The 26,535-nt window shown below is 41.0% G+C and carries 26 protein-coding genes; 6 read left to right on the forward strand and 20 right to left on the reverse strand.

The window, feature by feature from the left end:
- Window positions 1-354: 354 nt before the first annotated feature.
- The 4 genes from AUF14_RS16725 to AUF14_RS16740 form a co-directional block, all read right to left on the reverse strand.
- The gene (locus tag AUF14_RS16725) at window positions 355-639 is read right to left on the reverse strand and encodes a PspC domain-containing protein (RefSeq protein ID WP_102866207.1); all 285 of its coding nucleotides are present in this window, start codon (window positions 637-639) and stop codon (window positions 355-357) included.
- 392 nt (window positions 640-1,031) lie between these two features.
- Window positions 1,032-1,712 carry a DUF2922 family protein gene (locus AUF14_RS16730; protein WP_102866208.1) on the reverse strand — a complete coding sequence of 227 codons (681 nt, stop codon included), beginning with the start codon at window positions 1,710-1,712 and terminating at the stop codon, window positions 1,032-1,034.
- Between the two features lie 58 nt (window positions 1,713-1,770).
- Window positions 1,771-2,154 (reverse strand): hypothetical protein, encoded by a 384-nt coding sequence (locus tag AUF14_RS16735; protein ID WP_102866209.1) that lies wholly within the window; start codon window positions 2,152-2,154, stop codon window positions 1,771-1,773.
- Window positions 2,155-2,587: 433 nt separating this feature from the next.
- Window positions 2,588-3,262: a hypothetical protein gene (locus tag AUF14_RS16740; RefSeq protein ID WP_102866210.1), complete on the reverse strand. Its 675-nt coding sequence runs from the start codon at window positions 3,260-3,262 to the stop codon at window positions 2,588-2,590.
- A gap of 515 nt (window positions 3,263-3,777) precedes the next feature.
- Here AUF14_RS16740 and AUF14_RS16745 point away from each other — a divergent pair.
- Entirely contained in the window at window positions 3,778-6,159 is a 2,382-nt protein-coding gene (locus AUF14_RS16745; protein WP_102866211.1) for a phosphoketolase family protein, read from the forward strand.
- Window positions 6,160-6,236: 77 nt separating this feature from the next.
- Entirely contained in the window at window positions 6,237-6,638 is a 402-nt protein-coding gene (ndk, locus tag AUF14_RS16750) for a nucleoside-diphosphate kinase (protein ID WP_102866212.1), read from the forward strand.
- A 57-nt stretch (window positions 6,639-6,695) separates the two neighbouring features.
- On the opposite strand, the gene AUF14_RS16755 is transcribed toward ndk, so the two are convergent.
- Genes AUF14_RS16755 through AUF14_RS16765 form a run of 3 tightly spaced genes read right to left on the reverse strand, consistent with a single transcriptional unit; the run spans window position 6,696 to window position 8,768 of the window.
- On the reverse strand, window positions 6,696-7,214 hold the full coding sequence (locus AUF14_RS16755) for a YjbQ family protein (protein ID WP_102866213.1): 519 nt from the start codon (window positions 7,212-7,214) through the stop codon (window positions 6,696-6,698).
- Between the two features lie 5 nt (window positions 7,215-7,219).
- Complete coding sequence (locus tag AUF14_RS16760; protein WP_102866214.1) at window positions 7,220-7,915, reverse strand: triose-phosphate isomerase; 696 nt, start codon at window positions 7,913-7,915, stop codon at window positions 7,220-7,222.
- 16 nt (window positions 7,916-7,931) lie between these two features.
- Complete coding sequence (locus AUF14_RS16765; RefSeq protein WP_102866215.1) at window positions 7,932-8,768, reverse strand: class II fructose-bisphosphate aldolase; 837 nt, start codon at window positions 8,766-8,768, stop codon at window positions 7,932-7,934.
- Window positions 8,769-8,915: 147 nt separating this feature from the next.
- Here AUF14_RS16765 and AUF14_RS16770 point away from each other — a divergent pair, with 147 nt between their 5' ends.
- Window positions 8,916-9,836, forward strand: a complete 921-nt coding sequence (locus AUF14_RS16770) for a sugar-binding transcriptional regulator (RefSeq protein ID WP_070504361.1) — start codon at window positions 8,916-8,918, stop codon at window positions 9,834-9,836.
- Between the two features lies 1 nt (window position 9,837).
- Here the strand turns inward: AUF14_RS16770 and AUF14_RS16775 are convergent, their stop codons facing one another.
- Window positions 9,838-10,698 carry a helix-turn-helix transcriptional regulator gene (locus AUF14_RS16775; RefSeq protein WP_102866216.1) on the reverse strand — a complete coding sequence of 287 codons (861 nt, stop codon included), beginning with the start codon at window positions 10,696-10,698 and terminating at the stop codon, window positions 9,838-9,840.
- A 117-nt stretch (window positions 10,699-10,815) separates the two neighbouring features.
- Between AUF14_RS16775 and AUF14_RS16780 the strand changes: the two genes are divergently transcribed.
- Window positions 10,816-11,706: a DMT family transporter gene (locus AUF14_RS16780; RefSeq protein ID WP_102866217.1), complete on the forward strand. Its 891-nt coding sequence runs from the start codon at window positions 10,816-10,818 to the stop codon at window positions 11,704-11,706.
- 128 nt (window positions 11,707-11,834) lie between these two features.
- Here the strand turns inward: AUF14_RS16780 and AUF14_RS16785 are convergent, their stop codons facing one another.
- The 10 genes from AUF14_RS16785 to AUF14_RS16830 all read right to left on the reverse strand — a co-directional run bounded on the left by AUF14_RS16785 (window position 11,835) and on the right by AUF14_RS16830 (window position 22,171).
- Complete coding sequence (locus AUF14_RS16785; protein ID WP_102866218.1) at window positions 11,835-12,482, reverse strand: YczE/YyaS/YitT family protein; 648 nt, start codon at window positions 12,480-12,482, stop codon at window positions 11,835-11,837.
- A 385-nt stretch (window positions 12,483-12,867) separates the two neighbouring features.
- Window positions 12,868-13,677, reverse strand: coding sequence for a MurR/RpiR family transcriptional regulator (locus AUF14_RS16790; protein ID WP_048722226.1), 810 nt, complete (start codon window positions 13,675-13,677; stop codon window positions 12,868-12,870).
- Between the two features lie 31 nt (window positions 13,678-13,708).
- A complete protein-coding gene (locus tag AUF14_RS16795; RefSeq protein WP_102866219.1) occupies window positions 13,709-14,110 on the reverse strand; it encodes a PTS sugar transporter subunit IIA in 402 nt (133 codons plus the stop codon).
- Between the two features lie 17 nt (window positions 14,111-14,127).
- Window positions 14,128-14,943 carry a PTS system mannose/fructose/sorbose family transporter subunit IID gene (locus AUF14_RS16800; protein WP_102866220.1) on the reverse strand — a complete coding sequence of 272 codons (816 nt, stop codon included), beginning with the start codon at window positions 14,941-14,943 and terminating at the stop codon, window positions 14,128-14,130.
- Window positions 14,944-14,947: 4 nt separating this feature from the next.
- Window positions 14,948-15,709 carry a PTS mannose/fructose/sorbose/N-acetylgalactosamine transporter subunit IIC gene (locus AUF14_RS16805; RefSeq protein ID WP_016178997.1) on the reverse strand — a complete coding sequence of 254 codons (762 nt, stop codon included), beginning with the start codon at window positions 15,707-15,709 and terminating at the stop codon, window positions 14,948-14,950.
- A 110-nt stretch (window positions 15,710-15,819) separates the two neighbouring features.
- Complete coding sequence (locus AUF14_RS16810) at window positions 15,820-16,296, reverse strand: PTS sugar transporter subunit IIB (RefSeq protein ID WP_102866221.1); 477 nt, start codon at window positions 16,294-16,296, stop codon at window positions 15,820-15,822.
- Window positions 16,297-16,325: 29 nt separating this feature from the next.
- The gene (locus AUF14_RS16815; protein ID WP_102866222.1) at window positions 16,326-17,339 is read right to left on the reverse strand and encodes a Gfo/Idh/MocA family protein; all 1,014 of its coding nucleotides are present in this window, start codon (window positions 17,337-17,339) and stop codon (window positions 16,326-16,328) included.
- A gap of 249 nt (window positions 17,340-17,588) precedes the next feature.
- A complete protein-coding gene (locus AUF14_RS16820; RefSeq protein ID WP_102866223.1) occupies window positions 17,589-18,536 on the reverse strand; it encodes a serine hydrolase domain-containing protein in 948 nt (315 codons plus the stop codon).
- A 297-nt stretch (window positions 18,537-18,833) separates the two neighbouring features.
- Window positions 18,834-21,275, reverse strand: coding sequence for a glycyl radical protein (locus AUF14_RS16825; protein WP_102866224.1), 2,442 nt, complete (start codon window positions 21,273-21,275; stop codon window positions 18,834-18,836).
- Window positions 21,276-21,424: 149 nt separating this feature from the next.
- Complete coding sequence (locus tag AUF14_RS16830; RefSeq protein WP_102866225.1) at window positions 21,425-22,171, reverse strand: DeoR/GlpR family DNA-binding transcription regulator; 747 nt, start codon at window positions 22,169-22,171, stop codon at window positions 21,425-21,427.
- A gap of 148 nt (window positions 22,172-22,319) precedes the next feature.
- Here AUF14_RS16830 and AUF14_RS16835 point away from each other — a divergent pair, with 148 nt between their 5' ends.
- A complete protein-coding gene (locus tag AUF14_RS16835) occupies window positions 22,320-23,096 on the forward strand; it encodes a glycyl-radical enzyme activating protein (RefSeq protein WP_102866226.1) in 777 nt (258 codons plus the stop codon).
- 34 nt (window positions 23,097-23,130) lie between these two features.
- Here AUF14_RS16835 and AUF14_RS16840 read toward each other — a convergent pair whose 3' ends face one another.
- Window positions 23,131-23,451, reverse strand: coding sequence for a MazG nucleotide pyrophosphohydrolase domain-containing protein (locus AUF14_RS16840; RefSeq protein WP_102866227.1), 321 nt, complete (start codon window positions 23,449-23,451; stop codon window positions 23,131-23,133).
- 81 nt (window positions 23,452-23,532) lie between these two features.
- Between AUF14_RS16840 and AUF14_RS16845 the strand changes: the two genes are divergently transcribed.
- Window positions 23,533-24,093: an LOG family protein gene (locus AUF14_RS16845; RefSeq protein ID WP_016178980.1), complete on the forward strand. Its 561-nt coding sequence runs from the start codon at window positions 23,533-23,535 to the stop codon at window positions 24,091-24,093.
- 369 nt (window positions 24,094-24,462) lie between these two features.
- On the opposite strand, the gene ptsG is transcribed toward AUF14_RS16845, so the two are convergent.
- Window positions 24,463-26,523, reverse strand: coding sequence for a glucose-specific PTS transporter subunit IIBC (gene ptsG, locus AUF14_RS16855; protein ID WP_102866228.1), 2,061 nt, complete (start codon window positions 26,521-26,523; stop codon window positions 24,463-24,465).
- Window positions 26,524-26,535: the final 12 nt, after the last annotated feature.

The following is a 26,535-nucleotide window of genomic DNA, read 5'->3' on the forward strand; positions in this document are numbered from 1 at the left end:
TAGAACTTTTTTTCAATTTTATGGCATATGCACCCATATGGAACATATGTCACAACTTATATTTTTTGATTATCAGAAAATATTAAATAACAAATGATATTAGTTTTGCCGATTGTTCCAAAATTGAAATTGATTTTTTCAGCTTAATTTTGAGCACCATAAAAATGAAAAATCAGCGATTCATTCTGATCGTTTTCGATCAAAATGAACCGCTGATTTCAATTGATAGAACTTGCTGCACAATGAACAACCGGAAGAAAAATCTCCAAAAAAAGTGAACAACTGTTTTAGTCGTCCACCCTTGCGATTTATATTGAAATTCAAATAATTTGAATCGTTTTTTGAAGCTTATTTTTAGAAATCTCCCCAAAAATCATCAGCGGTTGTTTCTGCTTGTTTTGGTTGGCTTTTACTTGATTGGTAATAGCCGTGTTCGTAGTTGCGCGTGCTGTTTTTTGCATTTGGAATCAGGATTGCCAACAGGATATACAAAAGAATTGGTGCGCCGATCAAGAAAACACTAGCAAAAACATAGATGACACGTGCGAGTGTCGGATCAACTCCGAAATACTCTGCGATTCCTGCCAATGTACCTGTTAATACTCGATTGTTTTGTGATTTAGTCATTTTCTTATTCATTTTCTTTTTCTCCTTTTAGTTACCCTAGTTTTTAAAACATACTTCCAATTTTTGTTTAGGTGGAAGTTGTTTTCCTTATGACTATATTATGCCGAATCTACTTTCATTCAGCATAGGGCAAAAGGCCGATTTTCGACTAAACATTTTGGCCCAAATCGTTGACAGTCTCAAGGCAGAGAGACTCATAAAACAAGCAAGTAGATCACTATAAAGAATGATCCGCCCCATTCTATTTACAAAATCCTGATTGTCTAATTCGCAACTTTCTAAACAAAACACAACGAATAGCCCGCAGCTTTTGCGGGCTTAAAATTTGCACTCACCTTTTCAAATCCTGCACACTTCCGCCTCATCCCAACGTTGGATTTTTTGATAAGACGGAAGTGTGCTACTTATTCTCGTTTGCGCATACGATTGAGCAGACGTTTACGTTTCTTCTTAGGTTTTGCTGGCGGCGATTCTTTATTTGCGGACATGACTACTTCTTCTGCTTCCTCCTCATATTTCGCCGTAATGATCAGCTTCGCTGGCGTTACTTGTTCATCTACCGCCAGATCCTCCACGGAGACGCCTGCTGGCAGACTGGATGTAATCATCATCAATGCCTGACTTTCACTGATATCCTGCGGTTCAACACCTAATGGCAGCTGAATGGTTTTGATCAACCAGCCTGGTTTTGGCTGCTCTTCGGTGATTGTGAAATCCTCTGGAAAGCGGATGTGTCCTGTATTTTTTACAGAGTGCGGCTGCGGTTTTTCTTTTGCAATAGTCGTTTTTACAACTGGCTGTGCCCCAGCTGTCTCCAACATGACACTCATTGGATCATTCGCGGGTTGCTCGGTTTTTTCTCGATCATCAAAGATCGTGCGGACTTCTCGCACGATTACTTTGGCGTGCAAAACTTCTTTGAATAGCGCGATCCCGTCTTTTTCAAACAGGCCGATCTTGGTTAATTTGGTTAATGCTGTTTTGACTTGATCCGCGGTTTTGGTGGGATCAAAATGTTTAAATTTCAAATGATGGGACTTGCCAATTCCGTCGGCAAATTCCGCATCTAACGTAATCGTTTTCATTTTTTGGTTTTCTTCCTTTCGTTTTTCATTTTTTCTTCACTTGGACTGGAAATCACCTTCATGACTCCGCGAATCCTGTTAATGGTTCTTCGGTAATTTGATTTAATAATTGTTCAGTTTCTTCAGCGACATAGGTTTGCGCTGGGAATAATTTTTCGGATAATAATTGCCATTCTTTCTTTCCAAAATAATCGGTAAAATAAATATAATAGCGACGCATCGCGGCAGTTGAGCGGGTTTTTAAGAAAATATGATTCGCTAATCCGCGTAACACACTCTTGAATTCTGATTCGCAGAGTTCTGCTCGGACTTGCAGTGCAATCAACAGTTCGATGGTGGCCGTGCCATCTTTTGTCTCATGGTAAAATTTGCGAATGCGTTTTTCGATTGTCTGCCGTGACAACGTAAATAGTTTTTGTCTGGTGATGCCGTATTCTTGCACCTGATTTCCTCCTTGTTCGTTTTAATGTATTTATTTTTTGCAAAAAATTAAGTTGATTCTCACGCCGTATATCATTCTGCTAAACAGGTTTATTGCTTTCTTTGACTATGGCTTTCTATTTTTTCTGAGCTATAGATGCTGTGAAAAGCAGAAGTGACATCCTTTCTTGAAATCATTCTTTATTGAGATATCTACACCAACAACATACGCCTATTTTCGCGAGATTTACACACCAAAAATTTGATTGCAACTAAAATATAAAAATCCTAATCTAAGGAATACGACAACCACGTATCAAAAACCTACATAAAATAACTTAATCAAAAAATAAATACCCGGATTTTTTTCTAAAAATAAGAAAAAAGCCCACGAAATGATGGGCTTTTGACGAAATATCTTATTTTAAATCATTGATACCTTCAGTTTACTCGATTTACTTGATGAAATCTAAGACGTTTTTGTAATCATTCATCGCGTGCAGCATCTCCGAACGCTTTTCAGTCGTTGTTCGATATCCCCCCAGCTCACCAAAGCCATCCATGCCTGACAATAAGGTATTTAGGACAAGGTTACTGGAAATGTTCTTCCTTGCACCATAGATAACAGCGATGAGGGGATTCGCTTGCTTGAACGTCTCTAAAAATTCTTTTTGCTCCGTATTCAAACGAGCACTAGCAGTCGAATCTGTCAGATCATCACTAAAATTCCATTTGATGATGTCGATATCCTTTAAGACATTTTCAGGAATATCAAAGGGCTTCTCAGTTCTTACTAAGACGGAATAATTCAGTTCTTTGACTATCTCTAAAATATTTTTTATATTGAAGATCGTTTCAAGATCATCGAAAATAATGACCTCAGCGCCTTCTTCTCTTAGCTTTTTCAAATTTTCAGGTTTAGCGTCTGTAAAATCAATTGCGAGTTTGATTCGATGAATCACATTTTTTACTTTGGAGACATCCTCGCTGCACACCGTAAAGATGGCGTCCATTCCTAGCTGTGAGACCTTTTGATCAACCAGCACAGCATTCTTGACAGCCTCTTCATCCTTCCAGAGTACCTGAGAATTGACACAATAAAACGGGGTTTGCAGTCTTCTTTCCTTCATCACTCGATCATCCTTTCTTTGATAAAAAACGGGTGAAAAAAATCACAAACATCTTTAAAAAAAAAGAGCTCACTCGGCCGAATTTACATTTTTTTCAAGACGCACCATCAATCTAATTTCGCATTATTCCATAATTAAAAAAGATTGTCAATAATATTGTGAATATCTGAACATGAAAAAATTCGCTCGTATTCTTCTTACATTCTTTTTACTCAACGAAGATTCTGGTTTATATCATACATCATCACCCTTCCACTTACACCAAGTGGGCTGTAAATTAACACGATAAAATCAATACTAATCACTAAAACAAAAATTTTTTGACGATCATTCAATCAGACACCACCTTCTAAATGTTGCTATTTACACATTTCCGATTTCTGAGCCGTCAATTTTTTACCCACGATTTTCCAGCTAACAAAAGAAAAATAAAATTTATCGTTTACAAATTCACAAGTTAAAGGTATATTATACTAGAACTATAAAAGTAAATTTTACCACAAAGGAGCTTTTCGATGACAACAAATTTTGATTCAAAAGAGTATTTGGAAAAAGTAGACGCATGGTGGCGGGCAGCCAATTATATTTCGGTAGCTCAAATGTATTTAAAGGACAACCCGTTATTACGCCGTCCGATTCAAAAAGAAGATGTAAAAACGCATCCAATCGGACATTGGGGAACGATTTCTGGTCAAAACTTTTTATACGCCCATTTAAATCGGACCATCAACAAATATGATCTAAATATGTTTTATATCGAAGGTCCGGGTCACGGTGGTCAGGTCATGGTGGCCAACTCTTACCTAGATGGAAGCTATACCGAGATTTATCCTGAGATTACCGAAGATGAGAACGGCTTGAAACAGCTGTGCAAGATGTTTTCTTTCCCTGGCGGCATCGCCTCTCATGCGGCGCCAGAAACACCTGGCTCGATCCATGAAGGCGGCGAACTAGGCTATGCCCTGTCTCATGCTACTGGGGCGATCTTAGATAATCCTGATGTGATTGCCGCGACAGTTGTGGGCGATGGCGAAGCAGAAACTGGTCCATTAGCCGGCGGTTGGTTCTCAAATGTCTTTATCAATCCAGTAAATGATGGCGCTGTATTACCGATTCTTTATCTAAATGGCGGAAAAATCTCTAATCCAACCATCCTTTCTCGTAAAAGCAACGAGGATTTGGCGAATTATTTTGAAGGCTTGGGCTGGAATCCTTATTTTGTTGAAGGAACCAATCCGAAGGAAGTTCACGAAATGATGGCGAAAACCTTGGATGCTGTAATTGAAGATATTAAAGAAATTCAAGCCGAGGCACGTAAAGGCAAAGCCGAAGAGGCGACGATGCCAGCTTGGCCAGTTATTTTGTTCCGTACACCAAAAGGCTGGACTGGACCTGAAACTTGGGACGGCGAGCAAATCGCTGGTACCTTCCGTGCCCACCAAGTACCAATTCCAGTGGATTCTGAGCATATGGAGCACATCGACAAATTAGTGAATTGGTTGAAATCCTATCGTCCAGAGGAACTTTTCGATGAAAAAGGAAAAATCAAGCAAGAATTACGAGTGGTTTCTCCAACAGGCGATAAACGCATGGCAAAAAATCCGATCACTAATGGCGGAATTGAACCAAAACCAATGAAAATGCCTGATTGGAAGCAGCATGCTATTGATACTTCGACACCAGGTGCGGTAATGGCGCAGGATATGATCGTCTTTGGACAACAAGCCCGTGACATGATCACCGAAAATCCGACAAACTTCCGCATTTTTGGCCCTGATGAAACAAAATCAAATCGCTTAAATAAAGTCTTTGAAGTCACTGACCGTCAATGGTTAGAACCAAAGAACGCAACGGATGAATGGCAATCTTCTGTTGGTCGTGTAATCGATGGCCAATTATCTGAGCATCAGGCCGAAGGGTTTTTAGAAGGCTACGTATTGACTGGCCGTCACGGGTTCTTTGCTAGTTACGAATCCTTCCTTCGGGTGGTCGATTCAATGTTGACGCAGCATTTCAAGTGGATGCGCAAAGCCAGTGCTCATTCATGGCGCAAAAAATATCCGGCTCTGAATGTGATCGCCACTTCGACTGTTTTCCAACAGGATCATAATGGCTATACCCACCAAGATCCCGGTATTTTGACTCATTTAGCAGAGAAAAAGCCTGAATTTATCCGCGAATATTTACCAGCCGATGCCAATAGCTTGATGGCGGTCATGGATAAAGCGATGCAGGACGAACAAGTCATCAATCTAATCGTTTCAAGTAAACACCCTCGCCCACAATTCTACTCAGCCGCTGAGGCAGAAGAGCTTGTAGAAGAAGGCTTGAAGGTGATTGATTGGGCAAGTACCGACAACGGCGAAGAACCTGATGTGGTGATCGCTGCGGCTGGTACCGAACCAAATCTAGAAGCATTAGCAGCAGTTTCTCTATTGAATAAGAACTTCCCAGAACTAAAAATCCGCTTTGTCAATGTCGTGGATATTTTGAAGCTGCGCCATCCAGATGTTGATCCTAGAGGCTTGTCTGATGAAGCCTTCGATGCCATCTTTACCGCGGATAAGCCAATCGTCTTCGCCTTCCACGGCTATGAAGGAATGGTGCGGGATATCTTCTTTGATCGTCATAACCACAATATTCATATTCATGGCTACCGTGAAAATGGCGATATTACTACCCCATTTGATATGCGCGTCTTTAGCGAAATGGATCGCTTCCACTTGGCACAAGACGCAGCAAACGCAGCATATGGCTTGGAAGCAGAAGCATTCTCAGCTAAAATGGATGAAACCCTTCAATTCCACCACGACTTTATTCGTGAAAATGGAACGGATATTCCAGAAGTTGCAAATTGGAAATGGGAAGCTCTAAAACAACTACAGCACCAATCATAAGAATCCTTACAAAAAGCCAAGGTGTCACATCTTGGCTTTTTGTTTAAAATGTTAACGATGAAAAAGAGGTGAAAGACGTGGAGCAAACTGTTGTAATCATCAAACCAGATGGCGTTAAGAGAAAACTAATTGGAAGAATTATTCAACGTCTTGAGGATCGTGGCTTGATCATCAGGAAAATGCAGCAAAGAACCCTTGATGTCCCATTAGTTAAGGCCCATTATGCTCATCTAAAGGATAAGCCCTTCTTTGATGACCTGTTGGCCTATATGACCTCAGGCCCAGTCGTTGTCATGATTGTCGAGCAAAAAGAAGTCATTCGGATCGTTCGAACGATGATTGGCACAACCAATGCCTTGGAGGCCGCGCCAGGAACGATTCGCGGAGATTTCGCACTAAACGCCAGTGAAAATATTATTCACGCCTCTGATTCTCCGGAAGCTGCGACAATCGAGATTCAGCGCTTTTTTCCTCAGTAAATAGTTAAAAAAAGAAGTACAATCCTGAGTGAAACCACTCCGATTGTACTTCTTTTCTTATTCACCCATAATCATTAAATTGCAGGTGCGTGTGCGCTCGCGATTTTGATCCCAATCAACAAAATACAGATACCCAACTGAACCGATCAACGGTTCGCCATCCTTGATGATGACCGTTTCGCTGGCTCCGAAGAACGAACCTTTAATGTGTGCATCCGCATTTAAAATCGAGACTGGATCAGGCAGATAATTAGGGTCCTTGGCGGCTAAGTCTTTGAGAAATTCCACATGGGCTGGACCAGGATATAAGTAATCCGATTCCGTATATTGTCGTGGGATTAATTTATCTAAAATGCGATTTTGATCAACCTGTAAAAATTCGTCACCCTTCCAATCCTTGTCGTGAACGTATTCTTCAAAAATCACTGAACACGTCGTATGAGGAGTCGTGATGGCGCATAGACCATCCTGAATGCCAGAATTTTTGATCGCTTTTCTTAGCTGAAGAGTAATATCTAAATACGTCACCTTCCCCGCTTGAGTTTCCAGTGATAATTGTTCATGCTTTACAGTCATCTTGTCTAACCTCTTTCCTTGTGTGCTTTTGCCAACGCCTCGATCATATCAGTCAGCATCTCTGCCGGCGAATCCGCATTTGTGATTCCGCTGGTACAACCAGTCCCATCGGCACCAAGTTCCATTGTGCGATAAACATCGTCTGCGGTGCTGATTCCAGCGGCCTGCATGACTAAATTGTCCGCATCAATCGCCTTAATTGCCTGATTGGTTTGTTCGATATAGCCACGATCACTTGTTTGTCCGGTTCCGATCAGTTCGGTCGGCTCACACAAAATGACGTCCGCCCCCATCATCGTTACCGCCTGGGCTTCCGGAATAGAATCAGCACAAACAATTGTTTCAATGCCTAGCTCCTTGGCCCGTTTGATGGCCTGAGCTAATGCAGCGACAGTCATTGGCCGTTCGGCATGATTTAGGAAAACAGCCCGTGCCCCCGCATGATAAATCGATTCAGGCAAAACATGCCCGATCCCTCTGCCTGGATAAATCCCATCCATATGCTGTGCGGTGACAATGATCTTTTCTGTCGCCTGCTTCACTGGGGCAATATCCGCAAAAGGAACGGTGACCAAGATCGAACATTCTGGATATTTCGCAGCCAGTTCATCTGCACGTTTCGCCAATTTCAGTAATTCTTCGCCGTATAAATAAGATTTCGGATTAAATACGAAAAATGGCGACTTGATTTTAGTAGACATTCGTTGCTCCCCCTTTTTAATTCACGCTTTTCGTCGCAAAAACCTTATAGCAAGCTTCTAGTGTTTCAGCCATCGCTTCATTCGAAAGCTGTTTCATTTCTAAGTAGTCCTTTGGTTGCCCATCCATATTTTTCTGATAAGCCGCATTTAGAAAATCCGTGAAAATATTGATTTTGGCAATGCCGCTGGTAGCACAGCGATTCAGGTTCGCGCTGCCAGATGAGGAGCCGCCATGTAAAACCAACGGAACATCCGTAATCTGTTTAATTTCTGCTAAACGCTCGAAATTCAATACCGGTGTTCCCTTGTAGGCTCCATGAGCGGTTCCAATTGAGATCGCCAGCGAGTCGACATTGGTATTCTCGATAAAGGTCTGAACATCCTTGACCACTGTATAAATAGAATCAGTCGTTTCATGATTTTCATAATTGGTGCCGGCACCGACATGCCCCAATTCCGCCTCTACGGTAACGTTTCTTGGTTGAGCATAGTCCACTACTTTTTTGGTGATTTCAATATTATTTTCTAGACTCTCCTTAGAGGCATCAATCATGACAGAGGTAAAGCCTAAATCAATCGCCTGTTTAATAAAATCAAAATCTTCGCCATGGTCCAAATGCAAGACGATCGGTACAGAAGCCTTATTCGCCAAGTATTTCCCAATTAACGCCGCCTCTTCTAGCGAAATTAAGTCTTTGTGGGCTTGGGCAAACGGCAGCATCAAGGGTTTATTTAATTTTTCCGCCACCGTAACAAATGTCCGGGCCGAATCTAGATCGATAAAATTCGTAGCAGGTACAGCGTAGCCTTCTTTACTGGCCTTTAACAGCATTTCCTTGGAATTGACTAACAAATGAATCCTCTCCTTTTTACATTTGCAAAACACTATTTACTTTTGTAAAAATTGTAGTATCATTAAGAGGAAAAGTCAACGGAATCCGCGAATATCATTTGATATAAAAATAATTTTGTAGGAACATATGTTACGAGGAGGGATACAATGCTTGATCGAGAAAATTTGATGTTAAAGACAGCGCTTCTCTATTACGAAGAGGAAGCCACCCAAAGTGAAATCGCCAAAAAGCTGAATATTTCCCGGCCAACGGTGGCTTCACTGCTTCACGAAGCCAAAGAAAAAGGCATCGTCAAGATCACCATTCAGCACAATGAGCTGCACTTACTGAAGCTGCAGGAAACACTGATAGAAAAATATCAGCTAAACAATGTAAAAATCGCGGCAAAATCTCAAAAAGATAAAAAAGCCGCCGCCGGAAAGCTCTGCGCCGACTTGATCGAGCCCATGCTAAAAAGCATCCATAAATTAGGAATTGGCTGGGGCTCCACACTTTATGAATACGTTGAACACGCGAATTTATTAAATTTGAACCATTTGAAAATCACGCCACTAATCGGAGGTATCGGTCTATCAGAGGTTCGTTTTCATTCCAATCACTTAGCCTTTGTTCTATCTGAAAAATACAACAGCGAGGTCTCCTACTTCTACGCACCCGCGATTGCCGATACCTTAGAGGTGAAGGAAACCCTGCTCAAGTCAGAGTTAATCAAAGAAATCATCGAAGAAGGAAAAAAAGTCGACCTTGCGATCCTAGGTGTCAGCGATCCTATTCGCTCCTCCACCTATAAAAAATTGAAATATATTTCCGAAGAAGAAGCAGCGCTGCTGAAAAGCGAGCACGCCATCGGCGATATCGGCAGTACGATTTTTACTGTAGACGGCACCCCGTTAAAAAAAGGCTTCTCTCAACGCCTGCTGGGAATCGAACTACAGGACATCAAGAAAATTCCTCAAGTAGTCATCGTAGCTACTGGAAAGGAAAAAGCCGAGAGCGTCCAAACACTGCTTAAGATGAATTTTATTACGGATCTGGTGATAGACGAAGAAATCGCTGAACTGCTTTAGTTCAGCGATTTTTAGGTGTATTCCAAACATCCCCCACAAACCTCTTCCGAAACTGCTTCGGACTGCAACCATATTTCTTTTTAAATCTTGCGATGAAGTAGCTTAAATTATTAAATCCAACCGCAAAACAGATTTCAGAGATTGTCTCTTCGGTTTCCAACAGCCGTTCTTTCGCCTTCAACAATCGATAATCAATCGTGTAGTTCATAGGCGATTGATTGGTGTAGGCCTTAAACAAACTCGTACACTTATTTTTATTGATAGGAATCACTTGAGCAATCGCCGCCACTGTAATATCTTGTTGAAAATTTTGATGGACAAAATTCAGCAGCTGATAAATATCCTGATCCTCCTTCTTTTCTGAAGAGGCAGGCGAATTGCCGATCTCATTTAGACAGCTGAGGATTAGTTCATAGATTTTTAGAAAGTTATAGGCTTGAGGAGTCTCTGCGATCTCTTGTAAAATTGCCTGCTGATGAGGCGCAAGTGTTAATAGCCGGCAGATAAAATTCTGTTTGTCTTGCAAAGGTTTGATGGTCGATTGATACAATTGTTCATTCAGAAAATGAGAAGAAAAATCAATGCACACATATTCTGCCGTTTCAGTTAAGGGAACCGCGTGATGCAGCCTTCGTGAATTAATAATGATCCCACTCTTTTCATGGATCTGATACGTCTCTTTTCCAACAGAAAGCTCCAAGGTTCCGGAAAGAACGAAGGTCAGTTGAAATTCTTCATGCCAGTGCCACATCAGCTCATCATTTCTAGTCCGATCTAAAATGCGATGATAGATCGCCAGCGGGAAATCACCGATTCGGTGTTCGGTCTGCTCCTGCTCAGCTTCATTGACTTCAAAATACATCGCCTTGCTCCTTTACACAATAATGATAAAAATAGTCTTTATTTTGATAGAAAGTCAAAAATACAACGTTCTATAATACAGTATCACAACACTATTGGTAAATTAAAGGAGAACAGTATGAAATTAGCAGAAAAGAACACAGGCATCCTATTTGCGGGACTAGCAGCCACACTATGGGCAATATCAGGGATTTCCGGACAAATTCTATTTAATGTCTTCCAATTTTCCGCTGAATGGTTGGTTTCTACTCGAATGTTTATTGCCGGACTTCTTTTACTATCTGCTACCAAACTTACGGGCGCGCCTTCAATCTTCGCGCCATTTCGAGAAAAAAAAGACCTTATCGCGATTCTGACTTTTTCCATTCTTGGAATGTATGCCGTTCAATATACCTATTTCAAGACGATCGAGCTAAGCAGTGCCTCCTTCGCTACGATTATTCAATATACAGGCCCATTTTTTATCATCATTTATGAGGCCATGAAAAATAAACAGATACCTAACAAAAAGACTTTACTGCTGATGCTACTGACACTCATTGGCGTCTTCATGATCGTCTCAAACGGAAATATTGCTCAATTGACAGTCACTCCGGCCTCCTTGCTTTGGGGTATCGGTTCGGCGATTTCTTTAGCGTTTTATTCCGTCCAGCCCCGTAATCTGCTAAAAAAATACGGCAGTCTCTTAGTCGTAGGCTGGGGTATGCTGCTGGGAAGTGTACCCGCAAATCTGATCCAGCCATTTTTTCGCTATACCGGAGAGCTTTCGCTTCTTTCGCTGCTCCATATCTTGATCGTAGTCATTTTAGGAACCGCTGTTTCTTATTTCATTTACCTGTCCAGCTTGAAATACATCTCGTCATCCCTAGCCAGCATTTTGACTGCCTTCGAGCCAATCTTTGCGACCGTTTTGTCCGTCCCGATTTTTCATACGTCATTGACAGCCATCGCAACGATCGGTTTTGTGATTGTTATTGGGACGATCTTGCTATTGCAGAAGGTGTTGTAAAGTGCGGGATTTAATAAAAAATAGCAATGAGCCGTTGTTCGTCACGCAACGGCTCATCACTATGAATATCAAAATAAAATGCCCTCTCTAAAGAAAGAATTTCGATAACTTTCATTTTTAAACACGGTTTATTTTGTCGTAAAACGATCCACCCAAGGAATCAACGGACTATAAAGGGTCACTAATCTACCTGTAAAGAGCGCCGCAATGATCGTTCCTTCTCGAATCCCGACAAGTCCTTGAAAATAAAGCAGTGAGATCACTAGTGCTACTGCCACCATCGTTAAATCTGTATACATCTTTAATTTGCCGAAAGGTTTCTTCGTGCGCAAGGTCAGAGCGACCACCAGTCCTTCTCCTGGCATCAAAATAGACCGCGAATTGACTTCAAAAAACACACCCAGAGACAGCACCACCATTCCAAGCAATGTAAATGCCAATTGCTCCAAGTAATGTCCCATAAGTGTCGGCAAACCCAAGTTAGTAAATACATCCACAAAGACATCGATCAACCCACCAAAGGCGAGACCTGGTACGATTTGCAAGATAATAGGAAGATTTACCTCACGTAAGATGACCATTTGCAAAAAAATCATCAAGACCATGAAAATCATCGTCAAGTTTCCAATCGATAGTGGTGTGATATAACTCATCACATTGGGAATACTAGAAATTGGCGAGGTGCCTAATTGGGCAAGCTTCGCTAATGCGATCCCGATTGACATCAGGCTAATTCCGACAAACAAAACCACCAAGGATTTTATTTTTGATAGCATAACAAGACTCCTTTCACAATAAAAACAGCCGCAATTTGCTTATTCTATAGCTACTCAAACAATGTAGCCATAGAAATAAACAAACCGCCGCCGCGTATTTTCGTGTTATGTATAAATACGTCCTTCTCTATATTAAGAAGCAATTCATATTTTGTCAAAACAAAGCACACTTAGTAACTTCGTCTTTTTCGTAATACTCCGCTTCGTCATTAGAATAGGTAACAATGTACTCTTGGTTTTTGGAGGGCTCTTCCCGTTCTCTGAAGGCAAAGGATTAACCTTTTCTGTTCATAACAAAACAGCCCAACCATCAATTAAGATGATTAGGCTCAACTAAAGCAACTTCACAAATAGAAAATTTTTCTATAGAAAACAACAAATACTTTTACTCCTCTACTCGTCTGCTCATGATTCTTTTGAGTGTTTTTTCTCTGATTTCGATGCTTCTTGAAGCGTGTTGATTGTTTTCGTAAATATCAACGATCAATCCAGAGATATACATCTGGCTCATTCTCCCGGGTACCGGTGAATTGAACAACTCATCGTAAGAGCTTTGCAGCACGACATTGCTCAGCTTCGCAATAGGAGATAGCAAATAATTGGTAATGCCGATAACTGTTACGTTGTTTTCTTTAGCGATGTTGATCGCATCAATGAGATCCGCTGTTCTGCCGGTTAAAGAAAAAACGATAAGCAGATCATCTGACGTCATTACCGTTGCCGCATTGATTTGAAAATCCGAATCTAACAGGGCTGTTGATTGTACACCATTTCTTAGAAGTAATTTCTCCAAATCCGTTGCCGCTAAGCCACTTTGACCTTTGCCTAAAATATAAATATGGCGTTTCTCTTCGATTAAACGGACGACTTCGCGATAGTCATTTTTGTCAATTAGCTCATGGGTTCTGTCCAGAGTTTCTTTGATTTTGTTCAACAGGTCGGTGTTATTGAAGCTGTCATGCTCCAGCTTGACATTGTTTTTAGCAATCGAGATTTTTAAGTCAGTAAAGCCGGAAAAGCCCACTTTTTTACAAAGTCGATTGATCGTAGCATCGCCAACATTCAAGAGCTGCTTCAAATCACTGATCGTGTTGTGAATGACCTTGTCTTTGTTTGAAACGATATAGTCCGCCACTTTTCGCTCAGATTTGGTTAATTCGTCATAATGTTTGTTTATCATATCAACAGCATTCATTGTGTTCGTTCCTTTAACAGTTATATTTTCCTCACAGATTTAGGCTTTCATTCAAATTTATGATACCATCTTTTCCTACCTTAATCATATCATTAAAATCAATTGTTTCCGCCCTTAATTGGCTATATTCTAAAACCATCGGCAGATTCATTCCAGTGACGATCTGAAGTTTCCCCTTATATTTGGGGTCGGTCAGCAAGCGTGCCACCACATTCGCCGGCGTCCCAAAGGCAAGATCACAAAAAACGACCACACCGTCTCCTGAATCAACAGAAGCAATTTTTTGCACTAATTGTTCATTAAATTCCGAAATGTCCTGCCCAGCGGATAACGATAAAGCAGCTAATTGCTCTAATTTGCCTGAAAACAATTCTAGCGATTCTCTCATGCCCTCAGCCAATCCGCCATGACTGACTAATAAAATTCCCTTCATAGACACAATTCCTTTCCCTATACGATTCCAAAGAATGATAGCGCGATCGATACGATAATGGTTCCGAAAATAACTTTAGAAATGCTGACTTTTTTCTTCCCAATCAAGAAGTAAAATAAAAACAAGACCAAAATGGCGAAGAGTCCTGGGATCAGATTGTCAAAATTATCTTGAATCTTCATTTTCGTCTCACCAAAAGTCACCGCTAATGGTGTAACCAATGTGACCATCGAAGCAGTCAATGCCCCCATCATCATCATGCCCAGAATATTCGCACCCTCCAGTACGTCAGTCATCAAGCGAGAGGACAAAACATCCTTGATGGCCTCACGACCTTTAATATAGGTAAGATTCGTCGTCAAAACAAGCTCGCACATCAAAATAAAATTCCCTAAAAACAGCATTAGCAAACCAAAAAATGACCCGCCCGCCGCCAAGGTACTCGCCGCTAAAATACAAAGTGTTTGCAACGTGCCTGCACTGAATGAATCCCCAAAAGCCGCAACCGGACCCATCAATCCTGTTTTAATCCCAATAATTGCCTCATCTGAGATGGTTCCTTCATTGGCCTTTTCTTCTTCCATCGCAAGAACCGTTCCTAAGATCAATCCTCCAGCCGTACAATTCGTGTTGTACAAAGCCAAATGCCGCTGCAAAGCCTGCTTTAGGTCGTCTTTTGTATCATACAGCTTTTGTAATACAGGCATTAACGCATACGTAAAGGAAATGGACTGCATTCTTTCATAGTTCAAGGAGATCTCTGTTGAAAAATACCAGCGGAACATCGTTTTGTTAATATCTGAACGCGTCAGTTTCTTTTCATTCTTTTCCATTTTCTTACCCTCCCATTAGCTCAGACAGCTGCTTACGATTCAGCACGGTAATAAAGGCGATCGAAATCGCAATGATCCCAGTTACTAGAGAATTCATACCTAACACAGAAACACAGACAAAACCGATAATAATATAAGGGATCAGCCGCGGTTTTCCAATTGAATTAATGATTAGCGCAAACCCAACCGCTGGTAAGACTCCGCCGGCAACCTCTAGTCCATGCATGATCCATTCTGGAACGACTTCTAAAAGATTCAGCATCACATCTTGACCAAACAATACAACGATAAAAACAGGTAAAAACAATAATAAGAAAGAAGTCGCCACCGGATACCAGATTGCTGCTCGAGCGATTCCCTTTGTGTCCACCTTTTCAGCATATTCATCGGCCTTATGAACCAAAGGAACATTGATGATTTTACGTAAATTCAATAATTGCGCGCCCAAAAGACCTAACGGAACAGCAAAGGCGATCGCCTGTTCCACAGATAAACCGGTATTTAAAGCGATAGGAATCATAGTGGCCGCGGCCATCCCTTGATCCGTCGGCAGATTGCCTCCCGGAGCAATAATCCCCGCAAATACAGCCGCGATCCCTCCGCCAATCATCAGCCCCGATTTGACATCCCCATAAATCAAGCCAGAAATAATCCCGATGAAGATTGGATTTCCAATGAAAAACAGCGCGAAATATCCCCCGATCATTCCGCGACTTAACCAATAAACCAGCGCCATTGCAACAGCCATCATTACACTATTATCCATAGTAATTCCTCCTACTGATTTTATTTTTCAGGAAAATAGGTGTGATTTTCACCACATATCTCACTCCACTAAAATGAAAAATTACTGAAGCAGTGGAACGGACATCCTGCCTACTTGATTTTATTCGCAATACTTTCTAACGATAGTTTTTCATTTTCAGGAATTGGCTGAATATATACCTTCAAGCCTGTTTGTTGAATTTCCTGTAAACAATCAAACTCCTCTTTGGATAAGGCCACACCTGATGTCACGAATTGACGGCCCTTTCCAGTCTGAACCGCCCCAACATTTAGTTCCGACAGACTCACTCCACTATCTAATGCCTGCTTCGCATTTTTAATGTCTCTGAAGATCAGCATGACATCATCATTTTTCTTATCCAGTGCTGCCTGCAATTCCGCTAAAGCAACGATCTCCACTTCATTTCCTGGGGCAGCCATTTTGTAGATATCGCACATGAACGCATCATTTTTCAATTCGTCATCGGCGACAATGATCCGATTCACTGGATAATACTTGATCCATTTTGCTACAACCTGCCCGTGAATCAATCGATAGTCTATTCTGACAATTTTCTGCTTTGCCATCGTTCCTCTCTCCTTTTTTCTTTTTTTGACTAAAGTTTCACTCGGTCACCTATTTCCAAACTCTTATGAATCGCCTCGGTCACTCTTGCCGCTTGCAATCCATCATACACATCTACCACAAAATCAGACCCATCGATCAAGCAATCAACGAAACTATTGATTGGGTCTGCCCCAAAACCAACCACTTTATTATTGAAATCATTGAAGAAAAAGACATTCGGTGTATGTGATTTTTCATTGTCTACCATCTCCACTCCACGATCCTGATTGTTGATGCGAATGTATTTTTCTGAAGTCAAAATCGAGGTTCGACTATCATTCGCCTTCGCAAAGCCTGATGGCAGAACCCAAGAATTCTCCAACATCCACGTGCAACCGTTCTCAAAAGTAATCATCGATTGAACACTGTCATACGTATCGACTCTCATGCTAGGCAAGAGCTTCTTTGATCCAACTGAATAAACTTCGGTAACTTCACAGCCCATATACCAACGCATCAGATCCACGCAATGAACTCCCAGAAAGTCAACTGGATCAGAAGAATTCCCCCATTTGAACCACTTTGTCGGTACATCAATCATATCGTCCATGTTCATGTACCCGCGAATCGGATAGCCATTTTCAGATTCATTCAATTGATTGAAGGTATAAATCGCTGCTGGGTCCCAGCGTTTATGGAAATCAACCGCAACACGCACATTATTTTTCTCGGCCGCCTCCTTAATTGCTGTACAATCTGCCACCGTTATGGCTAATGGCTTTTCAATCAATACATCTAGCCCATGATTGATACACGCCAGCGCTGGCTCCACATGAAGATGATCAGGTGTCGCAATTGAAACCGCATCCAATTTCTCGTTTGCTAACAATTCCTCGACAGTTTCATACGTCCTTACACCATACTTCTCTTCCGCCATTTTTCGAATATCTGCACTGAAATCACAAACAGCAGTCAACTCTACAAATGGATTTTGCTTGTACACATCCACATGATGAATCCCATAAATCCCAACACCAATAACTGCAACATTCAGCTTCTCCATAAAAAATTATCCTCCGTTTTTATCAATTATGGATTAATTATCCATAAGCCAAGTTTAGCAGGTTTTTATTTTATGTCAATATAGAAATGGAGAATAATTGGATAATAAAAAATAGCAGCATACACCAGAACGGTATGCTGCCATCATTTTTTTATTATAATACTTGGACTTTCATTGGACGAATTACGAAAGAGAATAAAATAGTCTTAACGAATCAATCACGTTCTATTGTTACTCCAAGTATTTACATCACACTTTCATAACCAATTCTTTCCATATTATCTGACGAAGCGGCGACAAAGGATACAGCTCGTGTCCCATTTCATCTGTGGGTTCCAAGGATAACACGCTAATCACTACATTCTTCTTAGGGATCAAAATGCAATATTGCCCGAGAATCCCCCACATAAATACCAGATCATTGGCCTCATCAATCCATATTTGATAACCGTAGCTTGCCTTAAGCGGAGGATCGTTAGGCACAAACTCGGTGCTTTCATAATGTGGAATAAGCATGTCATCAATAAACGCCTCCGGCAAAATGCGTTTCCCCTTGTATACTCCCTTATTTAGTAAAAGTTGACCAAAATTCCCAACCTCATCCACACTTAGCTGCAGCGCATTGGCCGCGATCGTGTGCCCCATCGGACAGCTGGTCCATTCGACATTGTGAATCTCTAAAGGTTCAAAAAGTCGATACCTCAAATACTCTCGCAGATTCTGACCCGATTTCTTTTCGATTAAACAGCCTAAGATATAGGCGTTTGCGTTGCTATACAGAAAAGTCGTCCCCGGCTCGTTAAGAAATGGCGCATGCTTAAAAAAATAGCGTACCCAATCTCGTTCATACTTTCGCTCATATCCAGCCCTGCGAAGCATTCGTTCACTCACACCCGAAGTCATCGTCAATAAATCTCTAACCGTTATTTTTAAAGCGTTTTCATTTATGAGATCATAGCTCTCTTCCGGAAAACTATCAACAATTCGATCGTCTAAAGTAATCAGCCCTTCTTTTATAGCAATCCCAACACCTGCCGCCGCAAATGTTTTCGAAATAGAATATGCTTCAAATCTTGGCTTCCCTGGAATTCTCGCCCATTCATCAATCACTTGACCCTCTTTTCGAATCTGAGCAGCAGTAACATACAGGTTCTTTTCCTCTGTCTTCTTTAAAAATCCCTCTACCAATCCTGTCATCGGAACAGCCTCCTAGTTGTTATTTATATTGACACCTGAATAAAGTGAACATGGATAGAAAAGCATTGGATTATCTTAGCCGACAAACTTCGAACAGTTTTTATATGAGTTTTCAATAAAGATAGCATGAAGAACGGCGATGTGTAAATATGTAAAGGATTTTGAATCTATTAATTGAGTCGGTGATCATTTTCAGCTATACCTAACATGAATTCCTTTTTTAATAGATAACTTTCATTTACGGTTAAACCTAAAATAAACCTGAGAGACAATGTCTCCCAGATTTACTAGAATCTCTTACAATACATGCTCAGTCCGTTCAATAATGTCATCTTGGGTTGCTTTTGATAAGACATTGAAGAAGGCAGAATAGCCGGCAACGCGAACGATTAAGTCACGATGTTTTTCTGGATGTTCTTGCGCATCGATCAATGTTTCTCTAGAAACGACATTGTATTGAATGTGGTATCCGTGTAATTTATTAAAGAATGCCCGCAGCAGCATGATCAATTTTTGCTTATCTTCTTCTTTGGCTAACGTTTGAGGATTGACTTTTTGATTTAGTAAGACGCCGCCAATGATTTCCTCTGTTCGTAGCTTAGAGACTGATTTAAGTACAGAAGTCGGACCGTTTTTATCCATGTTATGGGATGGTGAACAGCCTTCAGCCAAAGGTACCCATGCATTACGTCCGTCCGGTGTAGCCATCGTTCCTTTCCCTTGTCCGACATTCGCTGAAATCGATGACGTTCCAGAATAACGCGTACCGCCGATTGGTCCGCGGCCAAAACGGGTACTTGGGTATTTTTTGACTTCTTCGATATAGCTATCATAAGCTTTTGTCACCAACTGATCGGTATAATCATCGTCGTTCCCATATTTTGGAACATCGTTTAGGATCATTTGTTGGATTTCTTGACTGCGTTCACTGGCATAATCTGTCATCAATGCTTCCCAAAGTTCTTCTTGCGTAACTTTTTGCTCTTCATAAACGAGCTTCTTAATTGCTGCTAAAGAATCCGCTAAGTTGGCAATCCCAACCTGAAGGCCTGAAATGAAGTCGTAAACGGCTCCGCCTTCTTTCAATGTCTTCCCTCGACCAATACAGTCTTCCGTTAGTGCAGAACACAAAACATCTGGGACTTCTCGTTCAAGACCAATATCAATGGCATTTTCTACGATGACACTCATACGCGTTAATTCACGTACGGTTTTATCCCAAGCGTCCTGCAGCTCTTCAAAGGACTTCATCTCTTTGAAATGACCATAACCTTTAACAAAACGTTTGCCTGAAACAGGATCAATCCCGTCATTCATCGCAATCATTAAGATTTTAGGGAAGTTCATGTAGCTCATTCCGGTACAGCGATAGCCCCATTTACCTGGAACAGCCGTTTCGACACAGCCGATTGCACTATAATCATAGGCATCTTCTTCTGTGACACCAATTTTTTCAAATGAAGGGATGATGATTTCATCATTGTTAAAAGCAGGCATCCCAAAACCTAACTTCATCACCTCGATACATTCATTCATAAAGTTATTATCTAGCCCTGAATGATAACGAACCGTTAAGTTCGGTTGCGGCAATTTTGTTTGCGCCACACTTCGAAGAACAAGGTAAGAAAGCTTATTCACGGCATCCTTCTTATCCCGCGTTTGGCCGCCGATGGTCACATTTTGATAAAGTGGACTGCCCGCGCTACTAAAAGTATGGGCTTGACTTCTTACTTTATTGACGGTTAATGTTTTGATCCAAAGATTGGTCAACAGCTCAACCGCCTTCGCTTCAGTAATGGCGCCTTTTTCTAAATCAGACTTCAAATATGGATACATATATTGATCGAAGCGTCCGTAAGAAAGCGAATGACCATTTGATTCAATTTGTAAGATCAATTGAATAAACCAAACTGATTGTACTGCTTCTTGAAAGGTTTCCGCTGGCTGATTGGGAACCTTTGCACAAATACGGCTAATCTCTAACAGCTCCGCTTTTCTTTCCGGTGTCGCTGTTTCGGCCAGCTGTTTTGCTAAGGCAGAGAAACGTTCTGCGTAGGTTTGAACAGCATCTAATACAATCAAAATCGCATTGTAAAATTGGTATTTATCAATGCTTTCCGGCTCTGTCAGATCTAGGTTCGCCTTTTCTTGCAAGGTCCGTTTGCGATAGCCTTCCAAGCCAACTTCTAAAACAGTCCGATAATCCACGGCTAGGTGGGCATCGCCAGAATTCATCTTTCCTTCCATTCCGAAGAAGCCCGTTTCCATAAATACAGAAACTTCATCAGGCAGTAAGCAGCCCGCTTTTGCTCGTAAATTATTGTTTTCCCAGAAAGGCGCAATCGAACGTAAATCCTCTTTGGTCTTTTCAGTTATATAGAAGACGTCGCCATCACGTTTTTCAAATAGATCAAGTTCATTTAAAACGAATTCCATCGTATATTCTGGGAAAATCGGTGCATCCTTGTTGGAGGCTGCTTGATTTCCGACGATCAAGGTTTCATCTTCAATGTAAATCGACATTTTTTCTAGAATGTTTTTTAACATCAATGCCCGTTTCATGACATTTGTCTGATGTTGATTTTCCTTATAGGCTTCAGTAGCTAATAATGCGCGTTCTGCACAAATATAGGGTTTCTTGTTCAGTACAGATTCCCGATACTCGTTCATACGATTTGTTAAATGACCAAAATACGGTTGACTGTTCGTACCTTCACGTTCTTTTGTTTGAATACTCATATCAAGCCCTCCTGTTTCGTTCGTAACCATTTTATTGTTCTTTCGAAGTTATGATACCATGCACTGGTAAAATACGTCAATATGAATCCAGAACAAAAAAAGAAAAAAGAGAATTGCACAAATGTGCAATTCTCTTTAAAGGTAATCCATTACTTCACTGTGACGACATCGATTTTATTTTTATTCAGGAAAGTGCGTGTTGCTTCTTCAATCCCATCATCGGTAAAAATCTTGCTGATCTCATTAAATCCAAATTCAGATACCACGCCATTTTGAGTAAATTTGCTGGAATCCGTTAAGACAATCGTGTGCTTTGCCGCGGTTGCTAAGGTTCTCGTCGTGTCGCATCTCGTGATATCACTGCCAGTAAATCCCCGCTTCAAATCAAAGCCATCAATGCCAACAAATAGCTTATCGACGTAAAATTCGCTAATTACCTGTTTTACCAGCGGCCCTACGTTCACCTGAGATTCCTTTTGATACTCGCCGCCGATTAAGATCACCTTCACCGAATCCGCTTTCCTTATATAGGAAGCAATAAAGCATGAATTCGTAATGATCGTAATGTCGTTTCGATTGAAAGCCAACTCTTCTGCCAACAACGCACAAGTGGATCCAGATTCGATCATGATCACGTCGCCGTCATTAACGATCTTACTTGCCTCTAAGGCGATTTTTCGTTTTAAATCGTAATTTTGAGCCAATCTATAGTTAATATCATCCATATTATTCAATAAAGCAAACCCATGCTGGCGATGCAAAAGGCCTCGTGATTCTAATTTATCCAGATCTTTTCTGATGGTTACTTTGGATACGTTTAATAATTCCGAAAGTTCATTTACTTCAATTTTTTTCTTTTGACTTACTATCGAAATAATTTCCTCTTCTCTTGTCATAGTGAACCTCCTTTATCCCTCTTAGATTACCATATTTCCTATCACGCAACAATATTTTAAAATCATTATGTTTCGTACGTAATATATTGTATTTACGAATACAATATTATTTGTTAAAATACAAGTGAGTTAGGAAAGGAGTCTTACCATGAAAGACAAAGCCTGTATCTTTAATATCCAAAAATTTAGTATTCATGACGGCCCTGGTATCCGAACCGTCGTATTTTTCAAAGGCTGCCCATTGAAATGCTACTGGTGTTCAAATCCGGAGTCTCAGGACGGCAAACCAGAAAATATGTGGGATAACCAAAAAAAAGCTGTCACTACTGTAGGTGAATACAAAACCTTAGACGAAATCATTGAGGAAGTGATGAAGGACGAACCATTCTATGAAGAATCCGGCGGCGGTGTCACCTTATCTGGCGGCGAAGTCCTTTATCAGGCAGAGTTCGCTACCGAATTACTTAGACAATTAAAGGAGAAAGGCATTCATACCGCTAGTGAGACGACGGGATTCGCTCGAGCTGAAGTCTTTAAAAAATATATCGAGCAAGTCGACATTCTCTACTTTGATGTGAAGCACCACGATGAAGACGAACATAAAAGAGGAACGGGTGTGTCGTTGAAGCCTATCTTAAATAATTTAACCTACGCCCTCAACGAGCATCCCAATTTAGTAGTAAGAATTCCGGTCATCCCGAACTATAATGACGGAGAGGAAAATGCCGAAGCCTTTGCTCAACTATTTAATCAGATGGGGATCACTACGGTCGAGCTGCTGCCTTTTCATCAGTTTGGAGAAAAAAAATACGAATACCTTGAGAGAGAGTACACGATGCACGATATCCCTCAGCTTCATACGGAAGATTTGGATTACTTTAAAGCGATCTTTGAGGACCATCAGATTTCCTGTTCGGTTCACTAAATAAGGCGTGCGAGCATTATGACTAAAAATGCCTTTACTTATGATTATATCGCTGTTCTAATTTTTTCTTATGGGTAGTCATGATTTCATCAAAAGAAATGTTGTATTTATCCGCAATAATTAATAAGTTATCAAGAACGTCTCCCAGCTCCTCTGTCAAATTTTCAAGAGATTCTTGATAGCCAGCTTGTTGTTCATCAGGACGATCACGGCCGATTTCAATAGCTCGAATTGCGCGGCAGACTTCCCCGACTTCTTCGGATAAAAAATTAGAGCGAATAAATGGATCATATTGATACCAATTTCTTTTTTTATAAAATTCACTGATCCATGATTGATACTTTCTTAATTCCAATCTATAACCTCCTTTTTTAGGAACATAAGTTCTCTTTTCTATGGTACACTAAACTAACTATGAAAGAAAGAGGGGAAATATTTGAATATCATCGTTTATTGTGGAGCTAATACGGGGAAAGACCCAATCTTTCAGAAAACCGCTGAGAACTTAGGGGGATGGATCGCTGATCAAGGTCATTCGTTAGTATATGGTGGTGGAAAAGCTGGATTGATGGGAGTTGTTGCTGATGCGGTGCTTGATAAAAATGGAACTGCTATCGGTGTAATGCCCACATTTTTAATGGAAAGAGAATTGGCTCACCCTAAGTTGACCAAAATGTATACCGTTGCAAATATGGCTGAAAGAAAGCAAAAAATGTTCACTCTAGGAGATGCCTGCATAGCTTTACCAGGCGGGCCAGGAACATTGGAAGAAATTACAGAAATGATTTCGTGGTCAAGGATTGGTCAAAATCCAAATCCATGTATTATGTTCAATGAAAGTGGATTTTATAATCCATTGAAGAATCTATTTGATAATATGGTGGAAAACGAATTTCTTACTGAAGCAGACAGAGCCAAGACGCTATTTTCTGTTTCATTAAAGGAAATCGATCAATTTATAAAAAATTACACACCTCCAGAAATCAGAACATATTAACCTTAATCAATGAAACACAAGCTGATTGTGCCTCGTTGATTAAAATCGCTCAGTCTTCTATGACTCTGAGAGATTATACAAATTTCATAAATCACCTTTTGTTTTGTACCATCTAAATGTAATACAATAGTTTTTCTATCGTGAAAATACATTGAATGAAGCCAAATCATCTTAATCTGATAAATTAACCCCTAACGAGGACAAGGAAATAATTACGTCCTAGTTAGGGGTGTTTATTATGGGGAAAATGAAAGCGGCGTTTGAAATTTCCCTTGAATGAAGTTATTTCCAGACCTATCTAAAATTGCATATTTTACAAATGTTCCACCAATATCAAATACCATGTACATTTTAAAGTCACTCCTTGCTTTACGCTAAATCAACAATCGCCGCTTGACTGGAAGAAACCGAATCTCCGGAGACAATTTTGATCTCTTTATTCGCTAGATTGGTAAAGGCAACAATCGTCATGGTGTTTTTCCCTTGCTCTTTCAAATAGTCAAAGTCAACAATGAACAAGCGTTGGCCTTTATGAATTTGGTCTCCTTCATTGACCATCACTTGGAAGCCTTCGCCTTTAAGCGCGACCGTATCCAGACCAACATGCACGATCAATTCAATGCCGCAATCAGTTGCTAAGCCTACCGCGTGTTCCGTTGGGAAGACATTGACAACCGTTCCATCAATCGGTGATACAATCACATTATCTTCTGGAATAACGGCAAATCCATCGCCCATCATTTTTTGTGAAAAGACTGGATCTGGTACTTCACTCATGGGAACGATTTTTCCAGCTACTGGTGAAACAACTTTTTCTTTAATATTCGCACAGGCGTCATCCAGCTTGATTTCTAACGGCTCCTCCACAGTAATCGTCTTCTCCAAATCAATTTCAGCAGGTCGTTCCATATTCGAATCGATGATTTCATTGATAGTTGTCGCATAAATATCTGATTTTGCGCCGAAAATCGCTTGGAAGCCATCGCCAACGTGCACGACACCCACTGCGCCTAATTTTTTTAACATCTCTTCATCCACAATCGAGTTATCCACCAATACGGTTCTTAACCGCGTGATACAGGCTTCCACCGATTTAAGATTGGCTTTGCCGCCTAATGCATCAATGATTTTCCAGCTGACCACAAGATTGCCGCCAGAGGAAACAGCCGCGGCCTCTTCGTCGTCAACATTTTCCTCACGACCAGGGGTTGGCAAATTCAGCTTGACGATCACAAATCTGAAGACAAAATAATAAATAACCGCAAAGACTAAACCAACCGGAATCACCAACCACCAAGAGGTACGATTGACTAAAACACCAAAGAGAATGAAATCAATTAACCCGCCAGATAAGGTCATCCCGATTTTTACCCCTAAAATATTCATCATCGCAAATGAAACTCCGGCTAATAAACAATGAATACCGTACAAAGCCGGTGCGATGAATAGGAAAGAAAACTCTAATGGTTCCGTAATCCCTGTTAAGAAGGCGGTTAAGGCTCCTGATAGTAAAATCCCACTTGCTAACACTTTTCTTTCTGGTTTTGCTTCCTTATACATAGCATAGGCAGCAGCTGGCAAGCCAAACATCATGAATGGGAATTTCCCTGTCATGAAGGCTCCAGCGGTTAGCGCAACCCCGTCACGCATTTGTTGGAAGAAAATTTGCTGATCGCCGTGGATAATGGCTCCTGAAGTCGACGTATAAGAACCAAATTGGAACCAGAAGGGCGCGTAAAATACGTGATGAAGACCAAAGGGAATCAATGCCCGCTCGATTACTCCAAAAATAAAGACAGCCAACGTTTGATTCGTTTCAATAACGGTCGAAGAAAAACCATTCAAGCCATCCTGAATCGGCGGCCAAATGAAGCATAAAACTCCCGCAATCAGCAGTGAGAATACCGCCGTTACCATTGGGACAAATCGTTTCCCTGAAAAGAAGCCTAGATACGGCGGCAACTCGATCTTATAGAACTTATTAAAACAGTTGGATGCAATCACCCCGGCGATAATCCCGCCAAAGACACCCGTTTGCAACGTAGGAATCCCTAATACCGTCGCATATTTTTGACCATTTTCAGCCACCATTTCTGGTGTAATTCCTAAAATAGCCCCCATCGCCATGTTCATCATCAAGTAACCAACAACCCCAGCAAGGGCCGCACTTCCATCATTTTTAGCTAATCCAATGGAGACCGCAATTGCAAATAGCAGCGGCAGATTGCCGAAAATAATCGAACCAGATTGCTCCATTACATCTGCCACAATCTGAAACCAGCCGGCCTGCAACACTGGAAATTGGTTCAAGACCGTTTCCTGATGGAACAGATTCCCAAACGCGAGTAAAATCCCAGCAGCCGGCAAAGTAGCAACAGGCAGCATTAACGACTTACCGACCTTTTGTAGAATCCCAAATAATTTTTTCATAAATCACTCATC

It is taken from the genome of Enterococcus avium (genome assembly GCF_002891025.1).
GTDB lineage: Bacteria > Bacillota > Bacilli > Lactobacillales > Enterococcaceae > Enterococcus_A > Enterococcus_A avium.